The sequence below is a fragment of the Cellulomonas sp. KH9 genome, from assembly GCF_900114185.1.
Taxonomy (GTDB): Bacteria; Actinomycetota; Actinomycetes; order Actinomycetales; family Cellulomonadaceae; genus Cellulomonas.
Map to the genome: position 1 here is coordinate 432,994 of NZ_FOSE01000004.1, position 12,606 is coordinate 445,599.

Sequence of the window (12,606 nt, forward strand, 5' to 3'; positions counted from 1 at the left end):
CGGTTCGCCCGTAGCCTGTCGCCCGCAGGACGGGCGCCCGGCACGCCGAGGTGTGGGAGCGCTTCTAGTCACCCCGGGGAGACGACGTGGTTTCTCGAACGACACGACGCGCGGCGCGCGCGGCGACGGCGATCGGCAGCGCGGCGGTGCTCGCGGCGGTCGGTCTGCTGCCGGCGGTCGCGGTCGACGACACCTTCGACGACGGACCCGGCGCGTGGATCGCGTACGGCACCGACGGCGGGATCGACACGAGCAGCGGCGCGCTGTGCGTGGACGTGCCCGCCGGGTCGGCGCAGTACGGCGTCGGCGTGGTGCTCAACGGCGTGGCCGTGGAGCAGGACACGACGTACACGCTCGCCTACACGGCCCGGGCGACCACCGACGTGACGATCCGCGCGCTGGTCGGCCAGAACGGCGCGCCGTACGGCACCGTGCTCGACACGAGCCCGGCGCTCACCGCCGAGCCGACGGCGGTCGAGGAGACGTTCACCGCCACCGCGTCGTACCCCGCCACGCCGACCGACGAGGCGCCCGAGGGGCAGATCGCCTTCCAGCTGGGCGGCTTCGCCGACGAGGCGTGGACGTTCTGCCTCGACGACGTGTCGCTGAGCAGCGACAGCGAGCTGCTGCCGCACACGTCGTTCGCCGAGGACCTGGGCCCCTGGGGGCTGTACGGGACGGGTGACCCGACGTTCGCCGACGGTGAGATGTGCGTCGAGGTGCCCGGCGGCAACGTCAACCCCTGGGACGCGGGCCTGTCGTTCACCGGCCTGCCGATCGAGGAGGGCGAGAGCTATGTGCTGTCCCTGACGGGGCGCACGGAGCCCGCGACGCCCGTCCGGGTGATCGTCGGTGAGGGCGGCGGCGCGTACCGCACCGCGTTCGAGCAGTCGGCGGCCCCGCTGACCGAGGAGCGCACCACACTGTCGTACCCCTTCACCGCGGGGCTGACGTTCCCCGCCGACGGTGACGCGCCCGGTCAGGTCGCGATCCACCTCGGCAAGGCCGCGCCGTACACGTTCTGCCTCTCGGAGGTCTCGTTGAGCACGTCCGCCACGCCGCCGCCGCCCTACGAGCCGGACACCGGTCCGCGGGTCCGCGTCAACCAGGTCGGCTACCTGCCGCAGGCGGTCAAGCGCGCGACGCTCGTCACCGACGCGACCGAGGCGGTCGGCTGGCAGCTGCTGGACGCGGACGGCGAGCAGGTCGCGCAGGGCCGGTCCGAGCCGGTCGGCCCGGACGCGTCGTCGGGCGAGAACGTCCACGTGATCGACTTCTCCGACGTCACGACCACCGGGGCGGACCTCACCCTCGTCGCCGACGGTGAGACGAGCCACCCGTTCGCGATCGCGAAGGACCTCTACTCCCAGCTCCGCTACGACGCGCTGAACTACTTCTACCTGGCGCGGTCGGGCATCGACATCGAGGCCTCGATCGTCGGCGAGGAGTACGCCCGGGAGGCCGGGCACGTGGGGGTCGCCCCCAACCAGGGCGACACCGACGTGCCGTGCATCGGCCCGCGCGACTACTACGACGGCTGGACCTGCGACTACACGCTCGACGTCACCGGCGGCTGGTACGACGCGGGGGACCACGGCAAGTACGTCGTCAACGGCGGCATCGCCGTCGCCCAGCTGCTCTCGACGTACGAGCGCACGCTGACCGCGCCCGGTGCCCGCGCCGGTGCGCTCGACGACGGCACGCTCGACCTTCCCGAGCACGGCAACGGCGTGCCCGACGTGCTGGACGAGGCACGCTGGGAGCTCGAGTGGATGCTGACGATGGTGGCCCCCTCCGGTGAGTACGCCGGCATGGTGCACCACAAGATCCACGACGAGGGCTGGACGGGCCTGCCGCTGGCCCCGGCCGACGACCCGCAGGCACGCTCCCTGCACCGCCCGTCCACCGCGGCGACGCTCAACCTCGCGGCGGTCGCCGCGCAGGGTGCACGGCTGTTCGCCGACATCGACCCGGAGTTCGCCGCGACGCTCCTGACGACGGCGCGCAGCACGTACGAGGCGGCGCTCGCGCACCCCGACGTGTACGCGCCCGCCGCGGCCGGCAGCGACGGCGGCGGCCCCTACGACGACGCGGACGTCAGCGACGAGTTCTACTGGGCGGCGGCCGAGCTGTACGTCACGACCGGGGACGACCGCTACGCGGCGGACGTCACCGCGAGCCCGCACCACACCGGTGACGTCTTCGGGCCGGGCGGGTTCTTCTGGGGTGGCACCGCCGCGCTGGGCCGCCTCACGCTCGCGACGGTCCCGAACGGGCTGCCCGACCGTGCCGAGGTGCGCGCGTCCGTCGTGGCCGCCGCGGACCGGTACCTCGCGGCCCAGGCGCAGCAGCCCTGGGGCTCGGTCTACTCGCCCACCGGCGGGGTCTACGACTGGGGCTCGAACTCGTCGGTGACCAACGTCCTCGTGGTGGTCGCGACGGCGTACGACCTCACGGGCGACGAGTCCTACCTGCAGGGGACCCTGGAGGGGCTCGACTACCTGTTCGGTCGCAACGCGCTCAACCGGTCGTACGTGACCGGCTGGGGCACGGTCTCCTCGCAGAACCAGCACTCGCGCTGGTTCGCGCACCAGCTCGACCCGTCCCTGCCCAACCCGCCGAAGGGGTCCTTGGCCGGGGGGCCCAACTCGATCCGCAGCACGTGGGACCCCACCATGCAGGCGACGCTCCCCGAGGACTGCGCCCCCGCGACGTGCTACCTGGACGAGATCAGCTCGTGGGCGTCCAACGAGATCACGGTCAACTGGAACTCGTCGCTCTCCTGGGTCGCGTCCTTCGCCGCGGACCAGCAGGACGGCGCGCCCGCCGCGGTCGCCCCGGTGGTCACCACGCAGCCGGTCGACGTGACGGCCGCGCTGGGGACGATGGCGACGTTCACGGCGGCCGCGACCGGTGTCCCGGCGCCCGACGTGCGCTGGCAGGTCCGCTCCGGCGGGACGTGGCGGGACGTGCCCGGTGCGACGGGCACCACCCTGCAGGTCGTCGCCACGTCGGCGAACGCCGGTGCGCAGTACCGGGCGGTGTTCACCAACGCCTCGGGCACCGTCACCACCACCGGCGCACGCCTGCTGGTGCCCCAGCGGGCGCCGTCCGTCGTCCGGCACCCCACCGACACGGCCGGTCGGGTCGGCACCTTCGTGGAGTTCACGGCCGCCGCCAGCGGGCAGCCCGCACCCACCGTGCAGTGGCAGTGGCGCTGGGGGAGGGGCCCGTGGCTCCCGGTGCCCTTCGCCCGCAGCAGCACGTTGCGCGTGCTGGTGACGCCGCTCGCCCTCGGGACGGAGTACCGCGCGGTGTTCCGCAACCCCGCCGGCACGGCCGTGACCGACGGCGCCCGCCTCACGCCGCGGTTCGGCCGCTGACGCGGTCCGCCGGCCCCGGGCACGTCCGCCCGGGGCCGGCGGTGCCGTGCGGCCCCCGCGTCGTGGCAGGCTTGTCCGCCGGGACCCGCGACGGGCGGGTGCGGTGGACGGGAGCTGGTGTGCAGGTCTGGACCGACGTGTCGCAGGTGCCCCCCGGGTGGGGGCCGTCCGTGGTGACGCTCGGGAACTTCGACGGCGTCCACCGCGGGCACGTCGCGGTGCTGACCCGCATGGTCGACGACGCGCGCGCGGTCGGTGCGCACGCGGTGGCCGTGACGTTCACGCCTCACCCCGCCCAGGTCCACCGTCCGGACGAGGCGCCCGAGCTGCTGCTCGGCGACGCGGACCGGCTCGAGCTGCTCGCGGCCACCGGGTTGGACGCGGTCCTGCTCGTGCCGTACACGCTCGCGTTCGCGCGCCAGAGCCCCGAGGAGTTCGTGCAGCGCTACCTGGTGGCGGCGCTGCGGGCGCGCACGGTCGTCGTCGGCCACGACGTGCGGTTCGGCTGGCAGAACGCGGGCGACCTGACGACGATGCGCCGGCTGGGGGAGCGGTACGGGTTCACGGTCGACGTCATCGACGACGTGCGTCCCGGCGGGGCGGTCGAGGACACTCCCGCGCACCGACGCTGGTCCTCGACGTGGGTGCGTGAGCTCCTGGCGCGCGGTGAGGTCGAGGAGGCGGCGCAGGTGCTCGGCCGGCTGCACCGCGTCCGGGGCGTCGTGGTGCACGGCGACGCGCGCGGGCGCGAGCTGGGGTACCCGACCGCCAACCTCGGTGACACGGTGGGCATGGTGCCCGCGGACGGCGTCTACGCCGGGTGGTTGCGGCGTGCGGAGCGCCGCCCCGACGAGCTGCCGGTGCCGGCCGCCGACCGCCTCCTGCCCGTCGCCGTCTCGATCGGCACCAACCCGACCTTCGGTGGCCGTGGACGCCGGGTCGAGGCCTACGTGCTCGACCGCACCGACCTGGACCTGTACGACGAGGAGGTCGTGCTCGAGCTCGTCGCGCGGCTGCGCCCCACGGTGCGCTTCGACACGGTCGACGCGTTGCTGGAGCAGATGGCGCAGGACGTGCGCGACGTCCGCAGCGAGCTCCGTACGGGTGCCCCTGGCACCGCATGACGAGGTGAGCGGCGTGTCCTGGTAGTCTGGGCGAGCCGTACGACCGGCCGCGGACCGAGAGAGCCCGGGTGGACATGCCCCGGCGCACCGCGCAACGAGAATCCTGAGGAGACCCTGTGCCGCTCGACCTTGCCACCAAGCAGTCCATCATGACCGAGTACGCCACCCACGAGGGTGACACCGGTTCGCCGGAGGTCCAGATCGCGGTCCTGACGCAGCGGATCAAGGACCTCACGGAGCACCTGAAGACCCACAAGCACGACCACCACAGCCGCCGCGGGCTGCTGCTGCTCGTCGGGCGCCGTCGCCGGCTGCTCGGCTACCTGCAGAAGGTCGACATCAACCGCTACCGCGCGCTCATCGAGCGCCTCGGCCTGCGCCGCTGAACGACCCGCACCAGCCCGGACCGTGTCGGTCCGGGCTGGTCCTGCGTCGGGCCCCGTCCTCACGGACGGCCTGACGCGGGTCAGCACGACACGCACCACCCGCACCACCGCACGACCAGCACAACCACCGCGCCGACCCCGCTCGTCCGGTCCTCGGTAGTGGCCCCCGGAACACGTGTCCGGGCGCCACGGTCGAAGACCGCCGCGGGGCAGGGCGGCGCCTTCGAGAACAAGGAGGGCACCCATGGAGGGTCCCGAGATCCAGTTCGCCGAGGCCACGATCGACAACGGTCGCTTCGGCACCCGCACCGTCCGCTTCGAGACCGGCAGGCTGGCCAAGCAGGCCGCCGGTGCCGCCGTCGCGTACCTCGACGACGACACGATGCTGCTGTCGGCCACCACGGCCGGCAAGCACCCGCGTGAGCAGTTCGACTTCTTCCCGCTCACGGTGGACGTCGAGGAGCGGCAGTACGCCGCCGGCAAGATCCCCGGCTCGTTCTTCCGTCGCGAGGGTCGTCCCTCGACCGAGGCGATCCTCGCCTGCCGCCTGATCGACCGCCCCCTGCGCCCCCTGTTCGTCAAGGGTCTGCGCAACGAGGTGCAGGTCGTCGTGACGGTCCTGTCGATCAACCCCGACGACGCGTACGACGTGCTCGCGATCAACGCGGCGTCGATGTCGACCCAGCTGTCCGGCCTGCCGTTCTCCGGCCCGGTCGCCGCGACGCGCCTGTCGCTCGTCGACGGCCAGTGGGTCGCGTTCCCGCGCTACTCCGAGCGCGTGCGCTCGACGTTCGACATGGTCGTCGCCGGCCGCATCGTCGGTGACGACGTCGCGATCGCCATGATCGAGGCCGAGGCGCCCGAGGGTGCCTGGAACCTCATCCACGGCGGCGGCGGCACCGTGCCGACCGAGGACGTCGTGGCGCAAGGCCTCGAGGCCGCCAAGCCGTCCATCCGCGCGCTGGCCGAGGCGCAGCAGCAGCTCGCCGGTCAGGCCGCCAAGGAGACGCAGGTCTTCCCGACGTTCCCGGACTACCAGCCGGACGCCCTCGCCGCCGTCGAGCAGGCCGCCACGGCGCGTCTGTCGGACGCGCTGACGATCGCGGACAAGCAGCAGCGCGAGAGCCGCCTCGACGAGATCAAGGCCGAGGTCCAGGGCGAGCTCGCGGAGCAGTTCGAGGGTCGCGAGAAGGAGATCTCCGCCGCGTACCGCTCGGTGCAGAAGCAGCTGATCCGCCAGCGCATCCTCACCGACGGCTTCCGCATCGACGGCCGCGGGCTGCGCGACATCCGCACGCTGTCGGCCGAGGTCGAGGTGCTGCCCCGCACGCACGGCTCGGCGCTCTTCGAGCGCGGCGAGACGCAGATCCTCGGCGTCACCACGCTGAACATGCTGCGCATGGAGCAGCAGATCGACTCGCTGTCGCCCGAGACGCGCAAGCGCTACATGCACCACTACAACTTCCCGCCGTTCTCCACGGGCGAGACGGGCCGCGTCGGCTCGCCGAAGCGCCGCGAGATCGGCCACGGCGCGCTCGCCGAGCGTGCGATCGTCCCGGTGCTGCCGGCCCGCGAGGACTTCCCCTACGCGATCCGCCAGGTCTCCGAGGCGCTGAGCTCCAACGGCTCGACGTCCATGGGCTCGGTCTGCGCCGCGACCCTGTCGCTGCTCAACGCCGGTGTGCCGCTGCGCGCACCCGTCGCCGGCATCGCCATGGGCCTGGTGTCCGACACGGTCGAGGGTGAGACCCGCTACGCGGCGCTCACCGACATCCTCGGCGCCGAGGACGCGTTCGGCGACATGGACTTCAAGATCGCCGGCACGCGCGAGTTCGTCACGGCCATCCAGCTCGACACCAAGCTCGACGGCATCCCCGCCTCGGTGCTCGGTGGCGCGCTGACCCAGGCGAAGGAGGCTCGCCTCGCGATCCTCGACGTCATCGCCGAGGCGATCGACGTGCCGGACGAGATGAGCCCGTTCGCCCCGCGCGTCATCTCGGTGAAGGTGCCGGTCGACAAGATCGGCGAGGTCATCGGCCCGAAGGGCAAGATGATCAACCAGATCCAGGAGGAGACCGGCGCCGACATCTCCATCGAGGACGACGGCACGGTCTACATCGGCGCCACCGACGGACCGTCGGCGGAGGCCGCACGGGCCGCGATCAACGCGATCGCGAACCCGCACATGCCCGAGATCGGCGAGCGCTTCGTCGGCACCGTGGTGAAGACGACGACGTTCGGCGCGTTCATCTCGCTGTCGCCCGGCAAGGACGGTCTGCTGCACATCTCGCAGATCCGCAAGCTGGTCGGCGGCAAGCGCGTCGAGAACGTCGAGGACGTGCTGGCCATCGGCCAGAAGGTCCAGGTCGAGATCGGCGAGATCGACCCGCGCGGCAAGCTCTCGCTGCACGCGGTGCTCGACGAGTCCCAGGGTGAGGGCGGCGACCAGGCCGCCGAGCCGGCGACCGCCGACGCCTGACGTGCCGCAGCAGCTCCCGCTCGTCGCACCCGGTTCGCCGGGTGCGGAGCTGGTCGTCGGGCAGGAGGGTGCCGCCGCCGTGCGGCGCACCGTCCTGCCCGGCGGCGTCCGGGTCCTCACCGAGCACATGCCCGGCATGCGCTCGGCGACCGTCGGCGCCTGGGTCGGCGTCGGGTCCCGGGACGAGACGTCGGGCCACTTCGGCTCGACGCACTTCCTCGAGCACCTGCTGTTCAAGGGCACGGCGCGGCGCACCGCGATGGACATCGCGGAGGCGTTCGACGCCGTCGGTGGTGAGGCCAACGCCGCCACCGGCAAGGAGCACACGTGCTACTACGCGCGGGTGCTGGACACGGACGTCCCGATGGCGGTGGACGTCATCGCGGACATGGTGACGTCGGCGCGGCTCGACCCCGCCGAGCTCGAGACCGAGCGCGGGGTGATCCTCGAGGAGCTCGCGATGAACGACGACGACCCGTCGGACGTCGCCCACGAGCAGTTCGCCACCGCGGTCTTCGGGGACACCCCGCTCGGGCGGCCCATCGGCGGCACGCCGCAGACGATCCGCTCGGTGCCGCGCGACGCGGTCTGGGAGCACTACCGCGAGCACTACCGGCCCGAGACCCTCGTGGTGACGGCCGCCGGCGGTGTCGACCACGACGCGCTGTGCGCGCAGGTCGAGGCGGCACTGCGCACGGGCGGCTGGGAGCTGGGCGCCACCGACGTGCCCGCCGGGCGCCGCGTGGGTGCGACGTCGGCGCCGACGGCCGGCGCGGAGCTGACGATCCGTCGCACGACCGAGCAGGCGAACGTCATCGTCGGCGGCACGTGCCTGAACGCGACCGACGAGCGGCGGTTCGTGCTCTCGGTGCTGAACGCCGCCCTGGGCGGGGGCATGTCCTCGCGGCTGTTCCAGGAGGTCCGGGAGAAGCGCGGGCTGGCCTACTCGACCTACTCGTTCGCCAGCGGTCACGCCGAGACGGGCCTGTTCGGCCTGTACGCGGGCTGCACGCCGGCGCGGGTCGACGAGGTCACGGCGCTCATGGTGCAGGAGCTCGAGCGCATGGCGGACGAGCCGATGGGGGCGGCCGAGCTGTCCCGCAGCATCGGCCAGCTGTGCGGCGGGCTGGTGCTCGGCATGGAGGACACCGGGTCGCGCATGAGCAGGCTGGGCAAGGCCGAGCTGGTGCACGGCGAGCTGCTCGACATCGACGAGTCGCTGGCGCGCGTCCGTGCGGTCACGGCGCAGCAGGTCCAGGCGCTGGCCGGTGAGCTCGCCGCCGCGCCGCGCAGCGTGGTGCGCGTCGGTCCCTTCGGGGACTGACCGGTCCCGTCGTGCCCCGGGATCGGGGCATGATGGGGCATGCCCGTCGCCGTGGACTCCTACCGTCGGTTCCCCGTGCCGAGCGCCCTCGCGGGGGTGGCCGAGCACGCCTGGGTCGCCCGCCACGCCGCGGGCCGCGCGCACGCCGAGGTCCTGCTCCCGGACGGTCGCGGCCTGCTGCAGATCGTGCGCGGTGGCGGCGGTTCGGTCGTCGAGCCGCTGACCGGGGAGCGGACGCCCGACCGCGACGGGGTCCGGGGCGCCTGGACCCACGCGGTCGTCGGTGAGCAGACCGGCCCGGTGGCCCGGCTGGGGGTGCAGCTGCACCCCGCCGGCCTCGCGCGGTTGCGGGAGGAGCGCCCGACGGCCGACACGTGGCTGGCGCCCACGGAGGTGCTCGACGAGAGCAGCCTGGCCACGGCCGGGGAGCAGCTCGCCGCGGGGGCGGACGACGCGGCGGTGGCGACGGTCCTCGGGGCGCTGGCTGCCCGGCCCCGCCGCAGCAGCGCGGACCTCGACCACCTCGACGACGCGCTGGCGTTCGTCGACGAGCGTCGTGGCCTGGTGCGGGCGACCGACGTCGCGCGGGAGGTGGGCACCAGCCTGGGAGAGCTGCACCGGTGGTGCAGCCACCTGCTGGGCACGAGCCCGGCGCAGTACCTCTCCGCCGTGCGGTTCAGCACCTTCGTGCGGGAGGCCGTGGGGGCCGGACCGGTCGACGCGGCCGCGACGGTCGCGGCGATCGAGTGGTACGTCGCGGCGGGCTACCAGCCTCGTGAGGTGGAGCGGTTCACCGGGCTGCCGCCCGTCGAGCTGCGGCGGCTCGCGGAGCACCTCGCGCAGCGGTTCGGTCCCGGCGCGCTCGCGCACTGAGGCGACGTGGTGCGTCGTGGCCGGTGCGGGAGAGCCCCCGGTCGCAGGCGTGCGGGCCGCGGACGCGCCGCGACCCGCGGGTGCGTGGCGACTAGGGTGACCTGCCGTGAGCGAACCGATCCGCGTGGCCGTGCTGGGCGCCTCCGGGCGCATGGGGGCGCAGACCGTGCGCGCCGTGCAGGGGGCCGACGGCCTCGAGCTGGTGGCCGCCCTCGACGCGGGTGACGACCTGCGCGCCGTGACCGACGCCGGTGCGCAGGTCGCGGTCGACTTCACGGTGCCCGCCGTGACGGAGCAGCACGTGCACACCCTGGTGGACCAGGGCGTGCACGCCGTCGTGGGGACGACCGGCTGGGACGAGGCCTCGCTCGGGCGGGTGCACGACCACCTGACCCGGGCCCCCGGCATCGGCGTCGTGGTCGCACCCAACTTCGCGCTCGGCGCGGTCCTGGCCATGACGTTCGCACGGCAGGCGGCCCGCTGGTTCGAGTCCGCCGAGGTCGTCGAGCTGCACCACCCCGACAAGGTCGACGCACCGTCGGGCACCGCGCGGCACACCGCCCAGGGCATCGCCGCGGCGCGCGCCGCCGCGGGCCTCGGGCCCGTCCCGGACGCGACCGCCCAGGCGCTGGACGGGGCACGGGGCGCGGACGTCGACGGTGTGCGGGTGCACGCCGTGCGCCTGCGGGGCCTCGTCGCGCACGAGGAGATCCTGCTGGGCAACCCCGGCGAGATGCTGACGATCCGGCACGACTCGTTCGACCGGACCAGCTTCATGCCCGGGGTCCTGCTCGCCGTGCGCCGGGTGGCGGACCGTCCCGGGCTCACCGTCGGCCTCGATCACCTGCTCGACCTCCCCGCATGACCGACGGACCCGCGGCACGCCGTCGCCGCACCGGTCTGCTCGCTGCGGTCGCGCTGACGGCGCTCCTGGCGATCTACGTCTGGCTGGTCGCGCTGCGTGCCGTGCAGCTGATCGGCACCGGGCAGACGGTCGGCATCGTGCTGGGCGTGGCGCTGCTGGTGGCGCCGCTGCTGGTGCTCGCCCTCATCACGCGGGAGTGGCTGCTGGCGCTGGACGTGCAGCGCATGGCCGACGAGCTGGCCGCGACAGGGGACCTGCCCGTCGACGACCTGCCGCGCTCGCCGAGCGGTCGCATCGACCGGGCCGCGGCGCGGGCCGCGTTCGGCCCCCACCGCGAGCAGGTCGAGGCGGACCCCGGTGACTGGCGTGGCTGGTACCGGCTCGCGTTCGCGTACGACGCGGCGGGGGACCGGTCACGCGCACGGGCGGCGCTACGCACCGCCAGCCGGCTGCACCGGGGCAAGGGCGCGGCCGCGGACCTGCCCTGACGGGGCGGCCGGGTCCGCCGGGCCGCCGGTGGTACGGCCGCCGCGCAGCGCGCGACCCGGCTCAGATGCCGGCGTACCAGCGGCGCTCGGTGACCACGTGCGCCTCCTCGTCGGGTCCCGGACCCGTCGCGAGGCGGCGGCTGCGCCCGTCGGGACCGAGGCCGGCGCCGGACAGGAAGCGCTCGCGCGCCGCGTCCCCGTCGACCACCCACGTCTGCACCTGGTCGGCACCGTCGGCGCGGAGCAGGTCCACCGCGGCCGCCAGCAGGCGTGACCCGTGCCCGGCGCGCTGGTCCGGCGGGTCGACCTCGAGGGCCAGGACCACCCCGCCCGGTGCCTGCATCGGGTCGGGCGGGGCCACGGGGGCGACCGACGCGACGCCGACCACGCGGGGGCCGTCGCACGCGACGAGCACGTGGTAGCCCGGCCCGGGCGGCGCGGTCACGGCCTGCCGCCACCGCTCGACGAACGCCTGCTCGTCGAGCGAGTCGAGCACGACCTCCCCGAGGACGTCGACGTGGGAGGCGCGCCACGCGGCGAGCTGGATGCGCGCGATGCGCTCCTCGTCCCCCGGGACGGCGGGGCGGACGGAGACGTCAGCGGTGGGCAGCACCCGGTGAGCCTAACCCTGCCGGTGGGCGCCCCGGCGGCCCGTCACGGCATGCCGAGCAGGCGCAGCCCGGCGGCCGTCGCCGCGGCGAGCAGCACGACGACCACGAACGGCGCGCGCAGCGCCAGTGCCACGGCGGCCACGGCCAGCGCGGGCAGCCGCGCGTCGAGCACGACGCGTCCGCCGTCGGTGGCGGCCTGCACGGCGACGAGCGCCGAGAGCAGCGCGACGGTGACGAGGGCTGCCACGCGGGCGACCCGCGGCTGGGCGAGCCAGTGCTCCGGCAGGACGTGGCCCGCGAGCTTGATGGCGAGGCACGCCAGGCCCGCGAGCAGCACACCGCCCCACAGTGCGGTCATCGCACCGCTCCGGGTACGGGCGGGCGCCCGGTCGTGACCAGGCCGACGACCACGGCCGCCAGCGCGGCCAGCAGCACCGGCACGCCCGCGGGCAGCAGCGACGTGGTCGCCAGCGCCACGACCACCGCTGCCCCGGCCACCGCCTGCGCGGCGCGGCCGGCCAGGCGCGGCCACACCAGCGCGAGGAACGCGGCCGCGGCCGCGGCGTCGAGCCCGTAGGCGCGCGGGTCACCGAGGCGGTCGCCGGCGAGCGCACCCAGCAGCGTGAACAGGTTCCACAGCAGGTACACGCCCACCCCGGTCCACCAGAACCCCACCCGCGCCGCCGCCCGGGTCGGCTGGGCGGTCGCGACGGCCGTCGACTCGTCGATGGTCAGCTGCGCAGCCGGCAGGCGCCGGGACCACGGCAGGTCCAGCAGGGGCGTGAGCTGCGCGCCGTACAGCCCGTTGCGCGCGCCGAGCAGAGCCGCGGACGCCACGGCGGCACCCAGGGCACCCCCGCCGCCGACGACGCCGATGAAGGCGAACTGGGAGCCTCCCGAGAACATCAGCAGGCTCAGGGCCATCGTCTGCGGGACCGACAGGCCGGCGGCGACGGACAGCGCGCCGAACGAGATGCCGTACAGCCCGGTCGCGAGCGACACCGAGACCGCCTGCCGGCGCGCGGCGGAGACGGGGTCGTACGGGGTCACGTCCTCAGTCTCCCGCACGGTGA

11 protein-coding genes are annotated in these 12,606 nt (G+C 74.4%); 8 read left to right on the top strand and 3 right to left on the bottom strand.

Annotated elements, in window-relative coordinates:
* Window positions 1-86: 86 nt before the first annotated feature.
* The 8 genes from BMZ16_RS14945 to BMZ16_RS14980 all read left to right on the top strand — a co-directional run bounded on the left by BMZ16_RS14945 (window position 87) and on the right by BMZ16_RS14980 (window position 10,922).
* Window positions 87-3,383 carry a glycoside hydrolase family 9 protein gene (locus tag BMZ16_RS14945; protein WP_089801833.1) on the top strand — a complete coding sequence of 1,099 codons (3,297 nt, stop codon included), beginning with the start codon at window positions 87-89 and terminating at the stop codon, window positions 3,381-3,383.
* Window positions 3,384-3,502: 119 nt separating this feature from the next.
* Window positions 3,503-4,507, top strand: a complete 1,005-nt coding sequence (locus BMZ16_RS14950) for a bifunctional riboflavin kinase/FAD synthetase (RefSeq protein WP_089801836.1) — start codon at window positions 3,503-3,505, stop codon at window positions 4,505-4,507.
* A 116-nt stretch (window positions 4,508-4,623) separates the two neighbouring features.
* On the top strand, window positions 4,624-4,893 hold the full coding sequence (gene rpsO, locus BMZ16_RS14955; protein WP_089801838.1) for a 30S ribosomal protein S15: 270 nt from the start codon (window positions 4,624-4,626) through the stop codon (window positions 4,891-4,893).
* Window positions 4,894-5,137: 244 nt separating this feature from the next.
* Entirely contained in the window at window positions 5,138-7,372 is a 2,235-nt protein-coding gene (locus BMZ16_RS14960) for a polyribonucleotide nucleotidyltransferase (RefSeq protein ID WP_089801840.1), read from the top strand.
* A 1-nt stretch (window position 7,373) separates the two neighbouring features.
* Window positions 7,374-8,696: a M16 family metallopeptidase gene (locus BMZ16_RS14965; RefSeq protein ID WP_089801842.1), complete on the top strand. Its 1,323-nt coding sequence runs from the start codon at window positions 7,374-7,376 to the stop codon at window positions 8,694-8,696.
* Between the two features lie 39 nt (window positions 8,697-8,735).
* Window positions 8,736-9,569 carry a helix-turn-helix transcriptional regulator gene (locus BMZ16_RS14970; protein ID WP_089801844.1) on the top strand — a complete coding sequence of 278 codons (834 nt, stop codon included), beginning with the start codon at window positions 8,736-8,738 and terminating at the stop codon, window positions 9,567-9,569.
* Window positions 9,570-9,675: 106 nt separating this feature from the next.
* A complete protein-coding gene (dapB, locus tag BMZ16_RS14975) occupies window positions 9,676-10,434 on the top strand; it encodes a 4-hydroxy-tetrahydrodipicolinate reductase (RefSeq protein ID WP_089801846.1) in 759 nt (252 codons plus the stop codon).
* A complete protein-coding gene (locus tag BMZ16_RS14980; RefSeq protein WP_089801848.1) occupies window positions 10,431-10,922 on the top strand; it encodes a tetratricopeptide repeat protein in 492 nt (163 codons plus the stop codon). Before dapB ends, BMZ16_RS14980 begins: the two co-directional genes overlap by 4 nt.
* A gap of 61 nt (window positions 10,923-10,983) precedes the next feature.
* Here BMZ16_RS14980 and BMZ16_RS14985 read toward each other — a convergent pair whose 3' ends face one another.
* Genes BMZ16_RS14985 through BMZ16_RS14995 form a run of 3 tightly spaced genes read right to left on the bottom strand, consistent with a single transcriptional unit; the run spans window position 10,984 to window position 12,583 of the window.
* Window positions 10,984-11,535 carry a GNAT family N-acetyltransferase gene (locus BMZ16_RS14985; protein ID WP_089801850.1) on the bottom strand — a complete coding sequence of 184 codons (552 nt, stop codon included), beginning with the start codon at window positions 11,533-11,535 and terminating at the stop codon, window positions 10,984-10,986.
* Between the two features lie 41 nt (window positions 11,536-11,576).
* Window positions 11,577-11,891 (bottom strand): AzlD domain-containing protein, encoded by a 315-nt coding sequence (locus BMZ16_RS14990; RefSeq protein WP_089801852.1) that lies wholly within the window; start codon window positions 11,889-11,891, stop codon window positions 11,577-11,579.
* On the bottom strand, window positions 11,888-12,583 hold the full coding sequence (locus BMZ16_RS14995) for an AzlC family ABC transporter permease (protein WP_255366716.1): 696 nt from the start codon (window positions 12,581-12,583) through the stop codon (window positions 11,888-11,890). The genes BMZ16_RS14990 and BMZ16_RS14995 overlap by 4 nt, the downstream gene beginning before the upstream one ends.
* Window positions 12,584-12,606 lie beyond the last annotated feature (23 nt).

Excerpts from the sequence above, each read along its gene's own strand:
- BMZ16_RS14960 (WP_089801840.1), top strand. The coding sequence starts at position 5,138 with ATGGAGGGTCCCGAGATCCAGTTCGCCGAGGCCACGATCGACAACGGT.
- BMZ16_RS14970 (WP_089801844.1), top strand. The coding sequence starts at position 8,736 with ATGCCCGTCGCCGTGGACTCCTACCGTCGGTTCCCCGTGCCGAGCGCC.
- BMZ16_RS14980 (WP_089801848.1), top strand. The coding sequence starts at position 10,431 with ATGACCGACGGACCCGCGGCACGCCGTCGCCGCACCGGTCTGCTCGCT.
- BMZ16_RS14990 (WP_089801852.1), bottom strand. The coding sequence starts at position 11,891 with ATGACCGCACTGTGGGGCGGTGTGCTGCTCGCGGGCCTGGCGTGCCTC.